Source organism: Bacteroidetes bacterium GWF2_43_63 (assembly GCA_001769275.1).
Taxonomy (GTDB): domain Bacteria; phylum Bacteroidota; class Bacteroidia; order Bacteroidales; family DTU049; genus GWF2-43-63.
In genome coordinates this window covers 41,110-60,424 of the sequence record MEOQ01000014.1, presented here as the reverse complement: position 1 = coordinate 60,424, position 19,315 = coordinate 41,110, and the positions used below count along the sequence as shown (strand labels likewise).

The following is a 19,315-nucleotide window of genomic DNA, read 5'->3' as shown; positions in this document are numbered from 1 at the left end:
ATTGATATGCAAATTATTATTTCATACGTAACTTTAAAACTATAGTTGGTTAAGTGTTGGATGAGTTTTTAGCATCGGAGTTCCGGGCATAATTATGAAATTACTGTATTAATAAATGCAAATTGTTGTTAGTCTGATTTTTTAAATGTCTGCTATGAGCTCATCTCAAATTTGAATAGAAGAATGATCAGACTGATTTAAAATGACCTTTTGCTGACCATTATAGGCATTAATGAAAATATCTTTTACATTTGTGTGGCATAAAACTAACCCTTGACACGATTCAGGAAATATCTATTATTTGCAGCTTTCATCTGGACGGGCTGTACTGTCACTGCACAAAGCAGCGACGAGATGACATTTGACAGCTACTCTTCCGAAATATACAGTTTCCGTAAGGGCCTGTCGCAAAACACCGTTCAGACTGTCCTTCAGGACTCGCGCGGATTCATTTGGATTGGCACCTGGGATGGGCTGAATCGTTTCGATGGGTATAAATTCCAGATTTTCAGACCTGATTATGCAAAACCAAATGGGAAAATAAGTTGTGAAACTATTAATGCGCTGGCAGAGGACAACAGCGGAAATCTTTGGGTGGGGACTGACAAAGGATTGAATGTTTATAAGTTCAAAGCAGATACCTTCAAAACGTATTACTTCAGTTTTTACAACTCCAATAGCCCCCCTTCTGACAGTATTAGTGCGCTGGCTTATGACAAGACTGGAAATTTATGGATTGGAACCAACAAAGGTCTGTGCAGCTTTAATATAGCTGAAGAAAAATTTACCCGATATACGCGGAGTAATCGAAAAACAGCATCAATTCCCTCTGATCAGATTATGTCGCTGCACATCGATGACATGAACCGGCTATGGATCGGCACACAGCATGGTGTTGCACTCATGGACCTGAAAACAAATCAGATTACACGGATTGATGTTAATACGTGTGGAGCTGGCGAGACACCTGTCATTACATCGTTTGCTGAATCTGAAAAATCGCTTTGGATTGGCACCTATTGCGGAGTCTATGTGATAGATAAGCAAACGTTGGAAGAATATATAATATCATGTGAGGATAATACCGGTCTGCCCGAAGAACTGATTTCTCAGCCTGTAACCCGTTTGCTATGCGACAATCGTGATAGATTTTGGATTGCAACGCCTGAAAACGGGGTCTATATTTATTATCCAAAATCGTGTGAACTCCGGCACATTTACAGTGACTTCAACAGTCGTTACGGACTGATCAACAATGGGATTCTCAGTTTGGCCGGCTCCTCGGGAGGCGAAGTTTGGATTGGGACCATGCACGGACTGAATATGTTTTCCGATTTTGCCTACAAATTTCCCCATTTCAGAATTTCAGGAACTCAGTTTGATCACAATCATAATCTTATATGGGCTTTTCAAACGCTTCAGAATGGCAATCTTCTGGTTGGCACTTACGGTGGGTTAATTGAATTTGGCGCTGCAGACCAGCAGTTTTCGCATTTTTCAAAAAACGATTTCGGGCATATTCCGGTCCTTTCTCTGGAGGTTACCCAAAATGGCGATATCTGGGCCGGCACCTCCGGAAAAGGTTTGTACCTGCTTGATCAGAGTGGAAAGGTGAGAAAAATATTTACGGCCGGTGTCCCTAACGGCATTGCAGGCAACGAAGTATGGAAGATAGCCCCGGATTCAAAAAACAACCTCTGGATCGCTTGTACGGGTGGAGTGAGTTGCATTGATCTGACAAATTTTCGCTGCAGGAACTGGTTGTATCCCGGATATGAGAGCAAGGGGAATGTTTCAAGCAACAATATTTACAGTGTTATGGTCGATATGGCCGGTATTGTGTGGATATCCACTTTTAACGGTCTCAACAGACTGGACCCGGCAACCGGAAAGATTTATGTTTTTCACCACGACAAAGGAAATCCTGTTAGTATTTCAAACGACAGAATTCTGTCGACATTTGAGGATTCAGATGGCAATATCTGGGTGGGCACATTCGGGGGTGGTCTGAATAAATATGACCGAAAAACAGGAGTGTTCAAACAATATGGCAAAAAAGATGGCTTTCCTGACAATGTAATTTACGATATTGTTGAGGACCGATCTGGTTTCTTATGGCTGACTTCCAATTCGGGACTTATAAGGTTCAATGCAAAAGAGAACACTGTTGCCCTGTATGATGTAAATGATGGGATTCAGAGTCATGAATTCAATGGGGGAGCTGCCGAAATTCTTTCTGACGGCCGGATTGTTGTCGGTGGCATGAACGGCTTCAATCTGTTTAATCCGAAAAGCATCAGAATAAACAGAAAAATACCACAGCTCGTAATTACCGAATTCAATGTTTTCAACAAACCTCATGGTGTTTATATCGATGATGGAGACACGGTAATTCTTGGTCCCAGCAATAATTTCTTTTCAGTTTCATTCGCAGCGCTTGACTATACCAATTCGTCGAAAAATCAATATGCATATATATTAAAGAATTACGACAAAGACTGGATCCGAACCGATGCTTCGCGCCGCACGGCTGAGTACACCGACGTGAAACCCGGAACTTATCATTTTATGGTTAAGGGGACAAACAACGACGGGATTTGGAATGAAAAGGGAATATCATTTGTCATTATTGTCAAACCTCCATTTTATAAAACATGGTTTTTCAGAATCCTTCTTCTTGTTGCAGCTTTGCTCATTACCTGGCTCTTTATCAGAGGAAGGGTAAAAAAAGTCAGACAACAGAATGAGGTTGAAACCCGCGTGCTGAAAATTGAAAAGGAAATGTTCGATCTGGAGCAGAAAGCGTTGCGTCTGCAAATGAATCCGCATTTTATTTTTAATTCCCTCAATTCCATTCAGAGTTTCATTATTTCGAACGATTCGGAAAACGCCATCAATTATCTGGCAAAATTTAGTCAGCTAATGAGGCTGATTCTCTCTACCAGCCGCGAGGCCTACATCCCTATATCCGAGGAAATATCGCTGCTGAAGCATTATCTCGATCTGGAAAACATGCGATTCAACAACCGTTTTCATTATGAAATTCGTGTTGAATCAGGTATGGATACTGAATATATGGGGATTCCTCCTATGATTGTTCAGCCCTACATCGAGAATGCAATTATTCATGGGTTTATGAATAAAAAAACGGGCGAATGCCGCTTGCTGGTGCAGATGTGGGAAGAAGAAGATTACATTCTCTGCGTGATTGAAGACAATGGAATAGGACGCGAGAAAGCCATGGAAATCAAGCAAAAGAGCGGGTTGATTCAGAAATCGCAGGGAATCATTATCACCAAAGAGCGGCTGGACATTCTGAATAAACATCTGAAAAATAAAATTTCCGTAGAAATTACCGATCTGAAGGACGAAGCAGGAAACGCCTCGGGAACGAGGGTGAGACTTGTGATTCCTTTTATTGACCTTTGAGCGAAAAATTCTTGTATTTTTGAACAAAATTATTGAGCTATGATACGAGCCATAATAATAGATGACGAAGACGCATCGAGAATTACCCTGAAAGCACTGTTGGGACGCTATGTGCCCGACGTTCAGATAATTGCCGAAGCTATGGATGTTGAATCCGGGCTGACTGCCATCAAGCAACACACGCCGGATCTGGTTTTCCTGGATATTCAGATGCCCGATGGCAGCGGATTTCGCTTGCTCGAAATGTTGCCTGAAATTGATTTTGATGTCATTTTCACCACCGCATTCGATCAGTATGCCATTAAAGCCATTAAATTCAGTGCTTTGGATTATTTGCTGAAACCCATTTTGCCCGATGATCTGAAAAAGGCGGTTGAAAAGCATCGCGAAAAGATTGCAGCTCCCGATCGGACCATCAGTTATAAAACGCTGTTGGAAAACCTGAATCCGGAGCCACGCAAAATAGTTTTGCATACGTTCGAAGGCATGCATGTCGTTGAAACATCGGATATTATCCGCTGTCAAAGCGATGATTGCTATACAAATTTTTATCTGAAAGATGGAAAAAGAATTATTGTTTCCAAAACGCTCAAAGAGATTGAAGAGCAGCTTTCAGGTAAGGATTTTATTCGACCGCACAAATCACACCTGATCAATCTTGATTACATCAAAACAGTAGTCCGCAATGATGGTGGTTACATTATCATGAAGGATGGAACCGAAATTCCCATTTCCAGACGAAAAAAAGAGATGGTGATGGATGTTATCAATAAACTCTGAGCCGATAACTTTTCTTCTCTTGCCGGATTCTGATTCACGGCAAACGTCATTGAAACGATAATATACTTTTAAGCTGCGAAATTCACAACCAACCCCAATTTCCCCATGGAACAATTTATAGGTCTTATTATTTTCTTCGTTGCCTGGATAATTATTTCAGCAATGAAAAAAACTGCCCGGAAGCAGCAGGAAGCCGCCCAGCAGTTGCGTAAGAATGCACAGATGCCGGGCCAACAGGCAAGCAGACCTGCATCAACAGCAGACGAAATCAACAAGTTGATTGAAATGTTCACACAGGGTGATTTCACATCGCAACAAAACACTCCGGCTCCCGTAACGGTTGAAAACAGTTACTCCGATTCCATCGATTCCATTGAATCATCGGTAGAAGAAGGTGGTATTGAAGCCACCGCTCCAACATACATGTCTATTGATCAATATGTTCCATACTCTTCCTCGATTGATGTTCTTACAACTGAAGATAATCTCCACAGCACCCTTGCTGGCAAGCCGGTGAAAGAAGATGTTTTTAACAGTAAGAAAAATCAGCCTAATCCTGTTTTATCTCATTTTGAACTGAAAAAAGCGGTCATCTATTCGGCCATTTTGGAACCTAAATATTTCTGACGTTGAAAAATCTTTTCGACAATCTGAAAAAAAATCAGTTTAAAAAAGTAAAACTTTATAACTTTACCCGCTCAAATTTAAAGCTTTTTCAAAAAATAAACCAACCCATATGTTTCGAAAACTACTCTCTGCCTTAGGATTGACCTTGTTTGTGAGCTCGATGCTGCTCGCACAGTCATCCGGAACGTTGAAAGGGAAATTGGTGGATAAGGAAACCAAAGAACCCATCCCGTTTGCTAACATCGTCGCTGAAAGCGGCGGCAAGCAAATGGGCGGATCAACCACCGATTTCGACGGAAATTACACTATTAAGCCGATTAACCCGGGAACCTACGATGTGAAAGCCACTTATGTTGGCTACAAGCCATTGATGGTTCAGGGTGTTGTTGTGAAAGACGGCACAATCACCTTCCTCGACATTGACATGGAGTCGACAGCAGTTACGCTGACGACTTTCGAGGTTGTTGACTATAAAGTTCCCCTCATTGAGAAGGACGGTGGTTCTTCCGGAGGTACGGTAACATCGGAAGAAATCGAGAAAATGGCCGGCCGCGATGCAACTTCGGTTGCTGTTACCGTGGGTGGTGTATTTTCTTCTGACGGTGAAATGGGATCCATCCGCGGTGGTCGTACCGATGGTACAGTAATGTACATCGACGGTGTTCGCGTGCGTGGCTCATCTTCGCTTCCGAAATCTGCACTCGAGCAGGTAACAGTTATCACCGGCGGTCTGCCCGCAAACTTCGGTGATGCAACCGGTGGTGTTGTAAACATTACTACAAAGGGTGCCAGCCGTACTTTCGGCATGGGAGCTGAATTGGTAACATCGAAACTTCTCGATGCTTACGATTACAACCTTCTTGGACTCTATATGCAGGGACCACTGCTCAAGGGCAGAGATTCAACGCAGAATACCGCTTTGCTCGGATATTTCCTTGCAGGAGAGTTTTCTTACGAGAAAGACGGTTCACCATTCTATGACGGACTTTATAAGGCGAAAGATGATTACCTTGCTCAGGTAGAACAGTTTCCGCTCCGCGAAACCGGAACTGGCTATGGTACTTACCAGAACCTGCAGTTCGTGTCCATGGACAATCTTGAGAAAATCAAGTCAAAAATCGAATCTCCTTCATATGCTGCCAATGTTTCGCTGAAACTTGACGTCCGTACAACAAGCACTACCAACCTTACCTTTGGTGGTTCGCTCAACTACAACAACGGACTGGCTTACATTCACAGCTATTCGATGTTTAATTACAATCAATATCCTCAGGTGATCAATAGCACCTGGCGCGTTTTCGGCCGTTTCACCCAGCGCTTCAACACGGATACTGCCAGTAAGTCGATTGTGAAAAATGTTTTTTACAACATCCAGGCTGACTACTCAAAAAACAATTCTCTTGTTCAGGATCCATCACATAAGGATAACCTGTTCAAATATGGTCATTGGGGTAAATTCAACACCTACAAAACCAAATCTTATGAGCTGACCGATCTTCCTGAAGAAGGTCTATATAATGTATATGTGCTGAACAACTTTTATGATACGCTGGTAACTTTTGAACCAGGTTCAAATAATCCCATCACCTCAAATTATACAAATCAGTATTATGATTTATATGATTTGCACAGCGGTTATTATTCCAATTATACTAACATTCAGAATGCCGGAGCATTGCTGAATGGCCAGCAGCCTGAATCAATTTATAGCTTATGGGCTGCTCCTGGAACCATTTATGACGCATACAACAAGTCAGACGCCACTCAAATCGGCGTAAATGCAAATGCATCGGCAGATATCGGAAATCACGCTTTCCAGTTTGGTATCCAGTACGAACAGCGTAGCGATTCTTATTATGGATTAGGTGATAATGGCGGATTTGGCCCGGTAGGGCTTTGGACCCGTATGCGTCAGCTGACAAATGCGCATATCGAGCAGCTTGACTTAAATAATCCTTATCGCAAGGAAGATATTTATGGTGTTTTTACCGATACCGTGGAATATTCCCGTTTGTATGATGGCGCCAGCCAGTATGCATTCGACATTAACTTCCGCGAATCGCTCGGTTTGGCCAAAGAAAACACAGATTGGATTGATGTTGATTCATATGATCCATCAGTATTCAGCATCGATTGGTTCTCAGCTGATGAATTGCTGAATGAAGGTAATGCCTATGTTACTTACTACGGATACGATTACACAGGTAAGAAATTGTCCAGCAAGCCTAGTTTTGATGACTTTTTCACCAAGAAAGATGCTGATGGCAATTATACTCGCGAAGTTGGTGCCTTTGAGCCTATTTACATGGCAGGCTACATCATGGACAAGTTTGCTTTCAAAGATCTCATCTTCAACATTGGTTTGCGTGTAGACCGTTTCGATGCCAATCAGATGGTCCTGGAAGACAAGTATTTATTTTATGAAGCAAAAACTGCCGACCAGGTTACCAATCTGGGTGTTCATCCAGGCAATATTCCTGGCAGTGCCACAGTTTATGTTGACAATGTGAACAATCCAAATGAGATTCTTGGTTACCGCGATGGTGATATTTGGTATAACGCTTTCGGAACTCAGATTACAGACCCATCCCTGATTTCAACATCCAGCGGAATAGCTCCTTATCTGATAGATCCATCCCTGACAAAACCGACTTCAGCCGCATTTAAGGATTACAAACCTCAGGTTTCTTATATGCCGCGTATTTCATTCTCATTCCCGATCTCTGACGAAGCTTTATTCTTTGCTCACTATGATGTAACATCGAAGCGTCCAACTTCAGGTTTGCGTCTTGACCCGACTAACTATTACTTTATTCAGGCCAATGCTCAGGCATTTATCAGCAATCCTGATCTGAAACCAGAGAAAACGGTTGACTACGAATTAGGCTTCCAGCAGCTGATTAGTGTTAAGTCTGCTCTGAAATTCTCGGCTTACTATCGCGAAATGCGCGATCTGGTACAGTCCTATCGTTTCTATGGCGGATACCCGATCGATTATTATTCCTTTAACAACATCGACTTTGGTACCGTAAAAGGTATGATCATTGCCTATGACCTTCGCCGCAGTGCCAATGTCTGGATGAAAGCCAGCTACACCTTGCAGTTTGCAGATGGTACCGGATCGAACTCTTCCTCAGGTATGAACCTGGTGCGTACCGGTCAGCCGAACCTCCGCACATTGAACCCGCTCGATTTCGACCGTCGTCATGCATTTACCCTTGTACTTGACTACCGTTTCGGTTCAGGCAAGAATTACAATGGTCCGAAGATTACTAAAAAAGTAGGTGACGGAAAAGTTAAGGTTTCGCCGCTGCTTCAGAACACTGGCGTGAACTTCACTTTCACTGGTGGTTCAGGTACTCCTTACAGCAAGTCAAGCAACATAGTTTCGGGTATATTAAGTGGTGGAAATTACCAGCTTCAGGGTATGGTAAACGGAAGTCGTCTTCCATGGTCGTTCCGCATCGATTCACGTATTGACCGTGACATCGACGTGAAGATTGGAAAGAAAGAAATGGTGCTGAATGTGTACTTCGAAATTCTTAACATTCTGAACAGTAAGAATATTCTTGATGTTTATCGTTCTACCGGAAATGCTGATGATGACGGATATCTTGCTGCCTCTGAATATCAGGCAGGTATTGAAGCACAGGTTAACGAAGAAGCTTACCGCACGCTTTACTCTCTTGCTGTTAACAGCCCATACAATTACAGCTTGCCCAGAAGAATCAGATTTGGTGTTGCTTTCGGTTTCTAAAAAAGTAAAAAAATAGAAGTATGAAAAAGAATATAATCACATCGCTATTGTTTATCGGTCTTCTCGGGCTGGCGATGGGCTCGTACGCCAGAAAAGTACCGGTAGTCGAAAGCCGATCCAAGCAGGATGGAACTCAGATCAGACTTAGAGCTGCTGCTGAGGCCTGTCTCCCTGGAGCGGTTAGCACAGAATTAAAAATCAACAATGTCCGTGCACGTATCAACTCTGGTGGTGATATGTGGTGGGACCTTGCCGATGTTGCCGAGTATGAAGTGCCTTATGGCTCAAAAAAGACTTCGATGTTTGCCGGCGCTTTGTGGATTGGTGGTACCGACATTAATGGTCAGCTGAAACTGGCCGCTCACAGGTATCGTCAGGTTGGAAACGACTTTTTCCCTGGCCCGTTGACCATTGACGGAACAGCTGCCGTTAGTGCAGAAACATGTATCAAGTATGACAGAATGAATGTCATTTACCGTAAAGACGTTGATGAATTCCTCGCCTGGAGAGCCAACCCATCAGAATATCCGGACTATTCTATTCCGGCTTACTTTCTGACTTATCCGGCCCACGGAGATATTTATCAGGGACAGTCTTTGTATCTGGCTCCATTTTTTGACTCAGACATGGACGGGTTGTACGATGCAACCATGGGTGACTATCCTTATTATGATGTTGCCAACAGTCTTTGTCACCAACCAGACCCAACACTTGAAACCGAAGAAGGCATAGTTACCGGTGGTTTACTTGCTGACCAGGTTCTTAAAGGTGACCAGACTATCTGGTGGGTTTTCAACGACAAAGGAAATGTTCATACAGAAACTCAGGGAGCTTCCATTGGTCTTGAAATCCGTGCGCAGGCATTTGCTTTCTCTACCAATGATGAGATCAATAACATGACTTTTTACTCCTTTGAAATTATCAACCGGTCAACTTACACTTTGCAGGAAACTTATATGTCGCTTTGGACTGACCCCGACCTGGGTTATTCACTGGATGACTATATTGGTTGCGATGTGGCTCGTGGATTAGGTTATTGCTATAACGGAGACCAGTATGATGAAGACGGACAAGGCGCTTTTGGATATGGTGATCAACCTCCTGCCATTGGTATTGACTTTTTCCAGGGACCATATATTGACCCCGATGGCATTGATAATGGCGCCTTTAAACAATACACTGATACATCTGGCGCTACGGTAACTGAAAACTGTAACGAAGCCGTCAACGGTGTGAACTTTGGAAACGGAATTATTGATGACGAACGTTACGGTATGCGTCGCTTTGTATATCATAACAATTCTACAGCCGGAGCTCCAGAATATATGACCGACCCGGATTTTGCTGTTGAGTATTACAATCTTCTCCGTGGTATTTGGAAAGACAATACCAAGATGATGTATGGCGGAAATGCACACGTCTCTTCTGGTGCTTATGGTCCTGAATGTGATTTTATGTTCCCCGACGAAACCGATCCTTGTGATTGGGGTACCGGTGGTGTTCCTCCTGCAGGTCCTAAAAAATGGACTGAAGAAACAGCAGGTAACCAGCCTAATGACCGTCGTTTTATGCAGTCAGCCGGACCTTTTACTCTGAAACCAGGTGCACTCAATTATATTACAGTTGGTCTGCCTTGGGCACGAGCAACTTCTGGCGGCCCGTTTGCTTCAGTTGAATTGCTCCGTCGTACAGATGACAAATGCCAGCGTCTTTTCGACAACTGTTTCAAAGTAGTTGACGGCCCTGATGCTCCGGATCTCACTATCCAGGAACTTGATAAAGAGATTATTCTCTTTTTGACAAACACTGCTACCAGCAATAACTATCTTGAGCAGTATGAAGAAGGTGATCCTTCCATTGTTTCATCTGGAACGGTGCACTATGATTCTCTCTATCGTTTCGAAGGCTATCAGATTTTCCAGGTTAATGACATTTCGGTTTCCGCAACTGATCTTTATGACAGCGACAAAGCTCGTCTGATTGCGCAGTGTGATGTTGAAAACGGTGTATCACGCCTGATTAACTTCTATTTTTCTGATGACCTGGGTGCTGTTGTTCCCCGCGAAGAGGTTGATGGTGCCGACGAAGGCATTGTTCATTCGTTCCGCGTTCTCGAAGATCAGTTCGCAACTGGCGACAAGCGCCTTGTAAACAATAAGAAATATTATTTCATGGTTATTGCCTATGGCTTTAACGAGTATGAAAAATATTCTCAGGATCCTGCTTACCAGATTCCTGGTCAGGCATCACTTTATGGACAACAGAAACCATATCTTGCTGGTCGTAAAAACATAGACACCTATGTTGGTATTCCTCACATTCCTGCACCTGAAAGCAGTGGAACTATGATCAATGCCAATTATGGCGATGGTCCGAAAATCACCCGTATTGAAGGTCAGGGCAATGGCGGACTAATTCTTGAAATGACAGAGGAAAGCAGAAATGCTGTTCTTGCTGACAATTTCATTCTGACACCGACTTATGAAAATGGCGAAGGACCGGTTGATATTAAAGTAATTGATCCACTGAATGTGAAAGAAGCGAATTATCAACTCCGCTTTGATACCGCCAGCACCATTGCTGATTCAATGCATCTTGCCAAATGGGTTCTTGATGAATATGATATGAGTGGCAACTTTGTCGCCAGCTATCCATCAGACCATTCTATTCAAACTAAATTTGAACAGATTTTTGTTGACCTTGGAATTTCAGTTACCATTGTTCAGGGGAAAGCTCCTGGAAATCAGGAACATCCAACAAATGGATTCCTTGAAGCTGATATTGTCTACGAAGACCCAAATCGTATGTGGTTGGGTGGAATTCCTGACATGGATGGTCCAGTAGTATATAATTGGATCCGCTCCGGTACAACCGATTCTGAGGATAATGAATATGACGATTTTATTTTCCAGGGCTCTTATCTCGATGCAGGTCAGTATTATGAGAAGTTGCTTGGTGGCACCTGGGCTCCGTTCCGTCTAGTTTCATACATTCCTGAAAACCCGGGAATTGCCTCTGTAGCTCCTTTCCTTGTTACAACAAATAAAATGGCCAATCTTGCCAGTGTTGATATAGTTTTCACACCTGACAAGAGCAAGTGGACCCGTTGTCCTGTTCTTGAAACTTGCGAAGACCCTCTTCTATCTGAAGGTGGTGCAGAAAAACACGGTATGCGTAAACATGCTTCCGTTGATAAAAACGGAAATAGTGGCACACCTGAGGCAACTTTCGATGGCATCGCCAACGGTATGGGATGGTTCCCAGGATATGCAATTAACATTGAAACCGGTGAGCGTCTGAATGTAGCTTTTGGTGAAGATAGCTGGCTCATCGGCGAAAATGGCCGTGATATGTTGTTCAATCCTACAACTTCTTATGAAGCCCTCAACCAGACTCTTTTTGGTGGAAAGCATTTCCTTTATGTCTTTGGTCACATTAGTAACAATGCAACGGATTGTCCCGCTTATGACGGTGGACAGTGGCTTGCATCAAAAATAACTGAGGGTACCGGAACTTCAATGCGCTATGTATTTACCAGTGCAATGTGGTGCTCAATTCCATTATCAGTGCCTGACGAAGAATGGCTCAGCAATGAAGCACGTGTTCGCATCAGGGTATCAAAACCATATGCTGCGAATTATTCAACCTATGGAAGCACGACGGCGGAGAACAAAAATTTCCCACTCTATGGCTTCACTACTTCGGATATTGCGACAAAGAAAAATGATCTTGAAACTGCAAAAACAGCGCTGGATCTGATTAATGTTGTCCCCAATCCATATTATGCAACCAGTGGATACGAAGAAACGCAGCTTGATAACAGAGTTAAGATTACCAACCTGCCTTCAGTATGTACTGTTAGCATTTATACCATAGATGGTACTTTGATTCGCAGATATACGCGTGATGATCCTTCCTATACCTATATCGACTGGGATCTGAAGAATTCGGCCAATATCCCAATCTCAGGTGGAGTGTATCTGATTCATGTAAATGCACCAGGAATTGGTGAACGTACCATCAAGTGGTTTGGTTCATTGCGTCCGATTGACCTGAATTCATTCTAATGTTAACTACTAAAGAGAGAAAGCAATGAAAAATACAGTAAAAAATCTGTTTGCAATATTACTCCTCGCCGTATTGACAATTTCGGTCAATCCTGTGCTGGCCGGCAACGAAGATCGTGCTGGTGAAGCTGGAGCAAGTGAACTTCTAATCATGCCTTTTGCCCGCAGTTCGGGTTGGGGCATGTCTAACACCTCAAGCATTCGTGGTCTTGAAGGCATGTATCTGAATGTAGCCGGAACTGCATTTACCAAATCAACCGAAGTGATGTTTGCACGTACCGAATGGCTGAAAGGCTCCGGAATCAGTGTAAACTCATTTGGTCTGACTCAGAAAGTAGGTGAGTCTGGTGTAATTGGCCTGGGAGTGATGACCATGGGGTTTGGCGACATCATGATTACCACCGTTGATCTTCCTGAAGGCGGCATTGGAACATTCAAGCCATCATTCATGAATATTGGTATTTCTTATGCCAAAGCGTTTTCAAACAGCATCTATGGTGGTCTGGTTTTGAAAGTGATTTCCGAATCAATTTCTGACAACCGCGCACAGGGCGTTGCAATTGACGCTGGTATTCAGTACCTGACCGGTGACAACGAAAACATTCATTTTGGTATTGCTCTGCGTAACATTGGACCAACAATGAAGTACACCGGTGACGGATTGTCATTTCGTGGCAACGTAAACAACTCAGATGTCCTGATGACTGTTGAACAGCGTTCAGTTTCATTCCAGTTGCCTGCACTCCTCAACATTGGTGCTGCTTATGATTTCATAATCAACGATGCTCACACCATCACACTGGCTGGAAGTTTTACGTCAATGTCATTTGGCAAAGATCTCTTCGCTGGTGGTCTGCAGTACAACTTCAATGATTATCTGATGCTGCGTGGTGGTTTGCAATATGAAAAGGGTATGTTCGACTCCAATGAGCGCACTTCGGCTTATACTGGTCCTACGGCAGGTGTTACCATTCAGGTACCGCTGAATAAGGAAAAAGGTTCAACATTCTCGCTGGATTATTCCTACAGAACTTCGAATCCTTTCCAGGGAACACATTGCATTGGAGCAAGAATTAACCTGTAAAAGCACAGAAAAGAGCGATTTAGAAAATAATTTGTAATTTTGTCGAGCAAGAGGGCCTTTCAAAAGGTCTTCTTGTTCGTTTTATACAACCTAAGTGAAAGTGATATGGCGAAGCAGACTTACATTACCAAGGAAGGGCTCGAAAAGCTGAAAGCCGATCTTAATCAATTGATGAGTGTCGAAAGGCCAAAGATTTCGAAGCAGATTGCCGAAGCCCGCGACAAAGGTGACTTGTCGGAAAATGCTGAGTATGATGCAGCAAAAGATGCGCAGGGAATGCTGGAACTGAAGATTTCCCATTTGCAGGAAATAGTCAGCAATAGCAGAATTATTGATGAGTCAAAACTTGACAATTCAAAAGTTCGTATTCTTTCAACTGTGACTCTTGAAAACAAAAAGACAAAGCAGAAAATGACTTACACGCTGGTACCTGATCAGGAAGCTGATCTGAAAGCCGGAAAGTTGTCAGTAAACAGTCCAATCGCTCAGGCTTTACTCGGAAAAAAGGTTGGAGAATCTGCTGATGTTACAGTCCCTGCGGGTATTATCAGTATTAAACTGCTTGAAATTAACTAACGATGGCTTCTGTTTTTTCAAAGATTATTGCACGTGAAATTCCGGCCCACATCGTTGCGGAAACCGCTTCCTGCATTGCCTTTCTTGATATTAGTCCGTTGAATTACGGACACACACTGGTTGTGCCCAAAACTGAAGTTGATCATATCTTCGATCTTGAACCTGCGGCATTGGCAGATCTGATGGGTTTTGCGCAAAAAGTGTCCAAAGCCATTCAAAAAGGTGGTTGGGGCAAAAGGGTTGGTGTAGCTGTTATTGGACTTGAAGTTCCACATGCGCATATTCACCTGGTGCCTATAAGTGGCATGCGTGACATTGAGTTCTCGAAAGAAAAGCTGAAGCTGTCAAACGAGGAATTGCACACGATTGCAGAACAAATCCGCGGCAATTTTATTTAAGAATCTTATTGGGATTTTCTCGCAGAAACTGATCCCAGGAGCTGCTTTTATTCTTCCTTGATGAAGAAGGGGATCCGGTTTTAATTTTCTGCAAAGTATAAGAAATTGCAATGGCAGCTGCGTCGGTGGCGTCGGTGTTGAGTTCCGAAATATCGTATCCGGTAATATGGGCGACCATAGCGGCGACCTGCTCCTTAGAGGCAGAGCCTTTTCCAGTTATTGCCTGCTTTACGCGACGCGGGGTGATTTCAACGATTTCAATACCGTGCTGCATTGCAACCGACATTATCGAGCCCTGGGCCCGCCCCAGTTTTAGCATGGATTGAACATTCTTCCCGAAAAAAGGTTCCTCAATAGCCATTACCTGAGGCTTGTATTTATTGAGAAATTGAGAAGTGAATTCTACAATTCCACGTAGTTTATCGAGATGGGTTTCACATTTTGACAAACGCAGACAACCAATGTCCTGAATGGAATAATTTCGCCCATCATACTTCAACAGGCAATATCCCATAATATTGGTCCCCGGGTCGATCCCAAGAATCAGCTGTTCTGAATTCATACTCAAAAGTAGCACAAAAAACAGTAGGAGCGGGTTCAAGATTTGAAGGAATCATTACTTTTGCGCAGAAATGCGAATAAATTGAATAAGAAAACTATAAATATTATAATTTCAGTTGTCATAACGGCTGCGGTTTTGATGCTGATATATTATATGGTGAAAGACCGGCTTACAAAATTGGATTTAGCGTATTCTGCCTCTTTATTATTCGAATCCGCACGTTCCATCACCTTGTTTTTACTTGTCATTTTTCTGATGCCCGTAAATCTCCTTTGCGAGGCATTAAAATGGAAAATCGTTTCAGGCTCGCTCAGCAAGATTACACTGGCAAAGGCATACAGTGGAATTCTGGCCGGAATAACAGCCGGATTATTTTTACCAAACAGGGTGGGCGAGTTTGCCGGAAAATCGCTCTCACTGCCTGTTTCACAATTCTGGAAGGGTTCAGTCCTGGCTGTTTTTACTTCTCTGGCCCAACTGATGATGACTTTGATTTTCGGATTTACGGCCATCATTTATTTTGGGCCTCAGCTGAATGCTTATTTCGGAATTAACCTCGCATTGCTGCCTTCAGCCATATCTGTGACGGGCATTTTATTATTGCTGTTTGTATTTTTCAACATACAAACAGTTGCTGTATTCTTTAAAAGGTGGAAAAAGCTGCATGATATTGTTTCCGTTTTGAAGACTGCTGGCTCAAGTACGAAAGTTTTGATTTTGGCAATCAGCTCTGTCCGATATATGGTCTTTGCCATTCAAAATCTATTGCTTTTGACATTGTTCGAAGTAAATGTTCCCCTGGTAGATTCTTTTTTTCTGATTGCATTGATGTATTTTATTTTGTCGGCTGTTCCAACATTTATTCTGACAGATTTTCCAGCCCGGAGCTCAGTGATGATAATTCTTTTTCTTTCCTGGTTTGGAATTTCAGGTCAGGTTGTTCCTTATGCGCTGGAAGCAAAAATTATTCTTGCATCTTTTCTGATTTGGTTTATAAATCTCATTGTACCCGCACTTCCCGGTTTATATTTTTTCAATAAATTATCAGTTCTAAGAAAGAAAGAAGTATGACAGCTGTATTGATAATTATTGGGGTAATTGCGCTATTCTCTTTTATTGAAGCGGTTTTCGCTATTGGGATCATGGCAGGATCAAATGAATTGGTTGAAAAAAAAGGGTTCAAGTACACGGTTATTATTGCTGCACGCAACGAAGCTGAATCCATCAGAGCCTGCATTCAGTCCGTACTCCGGCAAAGTATAACACCGGCAGCTATTATAGTAGTCGATGATCATTCTGAAGATGAGACACTAAATATAATTCAGTCATTAGCTCGCGAAAACCCGCTCGTAGTTGGTCTTTCAAACGGTCGTGATGAAACCGGAAAGCGGGCAGCCATTATGAAAGGAATCGCGGCCGCAGATACTGATGTCATTCTTACAACAGATGCTGATTGTATTGTTGACTGTGACTGGGCTGCAAGCTTGTATTCAAAATTCAGTGACAAGAAAAAACTTATTTCAGGTCCGGTAATCACACAATCTTCCGGATTCAGAAATGCAGCAGAATATGCTGAATCCCTCTTCCTTGTTGGTGTTGGAGCTGGTGCAGCCGAACAGGGTTTGATGTTTCAGGCATCGGGCGCCAATATGATATTTTGGAAAAACGATTTTTCAGATTTCTATAAATCGGCTGTGGGTGCCGGGTTTAAGTGTGGAGATGATGTTTTTTTTCTGCAGCATATTCAAAAAAAATTCGGAACAAAAGCAACAGGTTTCTGCAACAATGCCGGCGCAGCAGTGATTACAAAGCCCTGCAACAGCATTAAATCATGGGTGTTGCAGCGTGTTCGCTGGGCCGGAAAATCGCGCGGTTATTCGGGGTTACTCCCGTTTCTGATTGGCTCCCTGGTTGCATTATCAAATGCCGCTTTGGTAGCAGCGCTTGTTTTATTTTTTATTTTTCCAGACCTTCGGTTTTTCATCGTGCCAGGTATAGCTTTGAAAATTATGGGTGATGCGCTTGTGTTGTTTTCAGCGGCATTCAGCTGGAAAGCACCGGTGAAAATTATTCCGTTTTTTATCTTACCCCTTTTGTATCCGTTTTTTTTACTTACAATCGGCATCACAATGTTGCTGCATAAAAACAAAGTCTGGAAGGGAAGAGAAATCAGGTAAGACCTGGCAAAATCGCCTCTGCAAATTTCAAGTCAGCAGGCGTAGTAATTTTTATATTCTCCGGATTACCTTCAATAATTCTTATGGGATAACCGCTGGATTCAACTACCGAAGCGTCGTCGGTGAATGACTGGGTGTAGGATTGCCGGTAGGCATCGAGCAACAGCGTTGCCTGAAAGAACTGAGGAGTCTGACAAAGACGAAAACGGCTGCGGTCGGCCGATTTGGAAAGGCCCCCATTTATTTCCCGGATTGATTCACTCAGTGGAATAACTGGAATGGCTGATCCGGATTTTTCGGCCACCATAAACCCTTGCCGGATGACATCGCCAGTAAAGAGGGGTCTGACGGCATCGTGGATAGCAACCACTTCATCGTTCCTGACAAATGCCAGGCCGCTCCGGACCGAGTGAAATCGCTCAGGTCCTCCAAACGCAATGTTTATGCTACTATGAAAAGAGATGTAATTGCTGCAATCGTTCCAGTATTTCAGATCGCGTTCAGCAATTACAACTGTAAAACGGCATCCCGGAATGACTGCATTCATTCTGTTGAATGTAACAGCAATTACAGGTATCCCGTTGATTTTCAAAAATTGTTTAGGCATAGCAGAATTCATGCGCTTTCCGCTGCCACCAGCCACCACAATGATATGAAATGGTTTAGCCATTAAATGATCAGCATCGCATCACCGTAGGTGAAGAATTGGTATTTTTCCTTTACAGCAACTTTGTAGGCTTCAATCAGAAATGGATAACCGGCAAATGCAGCCACCATCATCATCAGCGATGACATAGGCAAATGGAAGTTGGTAATCATTGCATCAGCAACGCTGAAATCATAGGGCGGAAAAATGAATTTATTGGTCCAGCCCTTGAAAGGTTTCAGGTGTCCGTTTATAGTAACACTTGATTCGATTGCGCGCATGGAAGTTGTTCCAACAGCGCATATTTTGCCTTTGCTTTCTTTAATTTCATTCACTTTATTTGCCGTTCTTTCGTCTATGGCAAATTCTTCAGAATCCATTTTGTGTTTTGACAAGTCTTCGACCTCAATGGCTCTGAAATTCCCCAGCCCTGCATGCAGCGTAATTTCTGCAAAATCGACGCCTTTGATTTCGAGACGTTTCATCAGCTCACGCGAAAAGTGGAGGCCTGCAGTTGGTGCAGCAACAGCCCCTTCATGTTTTGCATAAATTGTTTGATAGCGGTCTTTATCATCTTCGATAACCGGACGGTTGATGAGTTTTGGCAGGGGTGGTTCACCCATGTTTTTCAGTAAATCCTTGAATTTATCGTGTTCCATATCGGTCAGAAACCTCAGGGTTCGCCCACGTGAAGTTGTGTTGTCAATAACTTCAGCAACGAGTTCATCGTTTTCGCCGAAATAGAGTTTGTTGCCGATTCTGATTTTTCGGGCAGGATCAACCAATACATCCCAGAGTTTGGATTCTGCATTAAGTTCGCGAAGTAAAAACACTTCGATAACGGCACCGGTTTTTTCCTTCCGGCCATACAGGCGGGCGGGAAACACCTTTGTGTTGTTGATAATCATCAGGTCGCCGTCACCGAAATACTTGAGAATATCGTTGAATTTTTTGTGCTGAATTGTTCCGGTCTTCCGGTCCAGAACCATCAGGCGGCTCTCATCTCTGTTTTTTGAAGGAAAATTCGCAATTAACTCCTGCGGCAAGTCAAATTTAAAGTCAGATAGTTTCATCTAGTAGTAATAATTTTTTACAAAGATACATTCGCAAAAAGCGAAAGTCAATTAATAACGAAAAAAACTGGAAAATAGTATACGAACCATGTTGATTGTCAGAGGAATTGGCTGAGAAAATTCTTAAATCAATTTATAC

13 protein-coding genes are annotated in these 19,315 nt (G+C 42.9%); 10 read left to right on the top strand and 3 right to left on the bottom strand.

What is annotated here, in order from left to right; genetic code table 11:
- The first annotated feature begins 273 nt into the window (after window positions 1-273).
- The 8 genes from A2W93_08060 (at window position 274) to A2W93_08025 (ending at window position 14,718) form a co-directional block, all read left to right on the top strand.
- A complete protein-coding gene (locus tag A2W93_08060; protein ID OFY55568.1) occupies window positions 274-3,429 on the top strand; it encodes a hypothetical protein in 3,156 nt (1,051 codons plus the stop codon).
- A 39-nt stretch (window positions 3,430-3,468) separates the two neighbouring features.
- Entirely contained in the window at window positions 3,469-4,209 is a 741-nt protein-coding gene (locus A2W93_08055; protein OFY55567.1) for a hypothetical protein, read from the top strand.
- Window positions 4,210-4,314: 105 nt separating this feature from the next.
- The gene (locus tag A2W93_08050; protein ID OFY55566.1) at window positions 4,315-4,836 is read left to right on the top strand and encodes a hypothetical protein; all 522 of its coding nucleotides are present in this window, start codon (window positions 4,315-4,317) and stop codon (window positions 4,834-4,836) included.
- A 160-nt stretch (window positions 4,837-4,996) separates the two neighbouring features.
- Window positions 4,997-8,593: a hypothetical protein gene (locus A2W93_08045; GenBank protein ID OFY55565.1), complete on the top strand. Its 3,597-nt coding sequence runs from the start codon at window positions 4,997-4,999 to the stop codon at window positions 8,591-8,593.
- 20 nt (window positions 8,594-8,613) lie between these two features.
- A complete protein-coding gene (locus A2W93_08040; GenBank protein OFY55564.1) occupies window positions 8,614-12,660 on the top strand; it encodes a hypothetical protein in 4,047 nt (1,348 codons plus the stop codon).
- Window positions 12,661-12,685: 25 nt separating this feature from the next.
- Entirely contained in the window at window positions 12,686-13,744 is a 1,059-nt protein-coding gene (locus tag A2W93_08035) for a hypothetical protein (GenBank protein OFY55563.1), read from the top strand.
- Window positions 13,745-13,849: 105 nt separating this feature from the next.
- Window positions 13,850-14,320, top strand: coding sequence for a transcription elongation factor GreA (locus tag A2W93_08030; GenBank protein OFY55562.1), 471 nt, complete (start codon window positions 13,850-13,852; stop codon window positions 14,318-14,320).
- Window positions 14,321-14,322: 2 nt separating this feature from the next.
- Window positions 14,323-14,718 (top strand): HIT family hydrolase, encoded by a 396-nt coding sequence (locus tag A2W93_08025; protein ID OFY55561.1) that lies wholly within the window; start codon window positions 14,323-14,325, stop codon window positions 14,716-14,718.
- Here the strand turns inward: A2W93_08025 and A2W93_08020 are convergent.
- Window positions 14,711-15,280, bottom strand: coding sequence for a crossover junction endodeoxyribonuclease RuvC (locus A2W93_08020; GenBank protein OFY55560.1), 570 nt, complete (start codon window positions 15,278-15,280; stop codon window positions 14,711-14,713). The two genes, A2W93_08025 and A2W93_08020, sit on opposite strands and share 8 nt — an antisense overlap.
- Before the next feature lie 60 nt (window positions 15,281-15,340).
- Between A2W93_08020 and A2W93_08015 the strand changes: the two genes are divergently transcribed.
- Complete coding sequence (locus A2W93_08015) at window positions 15,341-16,351, top strand: hypothetical protein (GenBank protein OFY55559.1); 1,011 nt, start codon at window positions 15,341-15,343, stop codon at window positions 16,349-16,351.
- Window positions 16,348-17,457 carry a hypothetical protein gene (locus A2W93_08010; protein OFY55558.1) on the top strand — a complete coding sequence of 370 codons (1,110 nt, stop codon included), beginning with the start codon at window positions 16,348-16,350 and terminating at the stop codon, window positions 17,455-17,457. Before A2W93_08015 ends, A2W93_08010 begins: the two co-directional genes overlap by 4 nt.
- On the opposite strand, the gene A2W93_08005 is transcribed toward A2W93_08010, so the two are convergent.
- Window positions 17,450-18,127 carry a 2-C-methyl-D-erythritol 4-phosphate cytidylyltransferase gene (locus A2W93_08005; GenBank protein ID OFY55557.1) on the bottom strand — a complete coding sequence of 226 codons (678 nt, stop codon included), beginning with the start codon at window positions 18,125-18,127 and terminating at the stop codon, window positions 17,450-17,452. The two genes, A2W93_08010 and A2W93_08005, sit on opposite strands and share 8 nt — an antisense overlap.
- Window positions 18,127-19,176, bottom strand: a complete 1,050-nt coding sequence (locus A2W93_08000) for a tRNA preQ1(34) S-adenosylmethionine ribosyltransferase-isomerase QueA (GenBank protein ID OFY55556.1) — start codon at window positions 19,174-19,176, stop codon at window positions 18,127-18,129. Before A2W93_08000 ends, A2W93_08005 begins: the two co-directional genes overlap by 1 nt.
- Window positions 19,177-19,315: the final 139 nt, after the last annotated feature.

What these genes read in the sequence shown, in the direction of transcription:
- A2W93_08055 (OFY55567.1), top strand. Translation starts at nt 3,469, where the DNA reads ATGATACGAGCCATAATAATAGATGACGAAGACGCATCGAGAATTACC.
- A2W93_08050 (OFY55566.1), top strand. Translation starts at nt 4,315, where the DNA reads ATGGAACAATTTATAGGTCTTATTATTTTCTTCGTTGCCTGGATAATT.
- A2W93_08045 (OFY55565.1), top strand. Translation starts at nt 4,997, where the DNA reads ATGCTGCTCGCACAGTCATCCGGAACGTTGAAAGGGAAATTGGTGGAT.
- A2W93_08040 (OFY55564.1), top strand. Translation starts at nt 8,614, where the DNA reads ATGAAAAAGAATATAATCACATCGCTATTGTTTATCGGTCTTCTCGGG.
- A2W93_08035 (OFY55563.1), top strand. Translation starts at nt 12,686, where the DNA reads ATGAAAAATACAGTAAAAAATCTGTTTGCAATATTACTCCTCGCCGTA.
- A2W93_08030 (OFY55562.1), top strand. Translation starts at nt 13,850, where the DNA reads ATGGCGAAGCAGACTTACATTACCAAGGAAGGGCTCGAAAAGCTGAAA.
- A2W93_08025 (OFY55561.1), top strand. Translation starts at nt 14,323, where the DNA reads ATGGCTTCTGTTTTTTCAAAGATTATTGCACGTGAAATTCCGGCCCAC.
- A2W93_08020 (OFY55560.1), bottom strand. Translation starts at nt 15,280, where the DNA reads ATGAATTCAGAACAGCTGATTCTTGGGATCGACCCGGGGACCAATATT.
- A2W93_08010 (OFY55558.1), top strand. Translation starts at nt 16,348, where the DNA reads ATGACAGCTGTATTGATAATTATTGGGGTAATTGCGCTATTCTCTTTT.
- A2W93_08005 (OFY55557.1), bottom strand. Translation starts at nt 18,127, where the DNA reads ATGGCTAAACCATTTCATATCATTGTGGTGGCTGGTGGCAGCGGAAAG.
- A2W93_08000 (OFY55556.1), bottom strand. Translation starts at nt 19,176, where the DNA reads ATGAAACTATCTGACTTTAAATTTGACTTGCCGCAGGAGTTAATTGCG.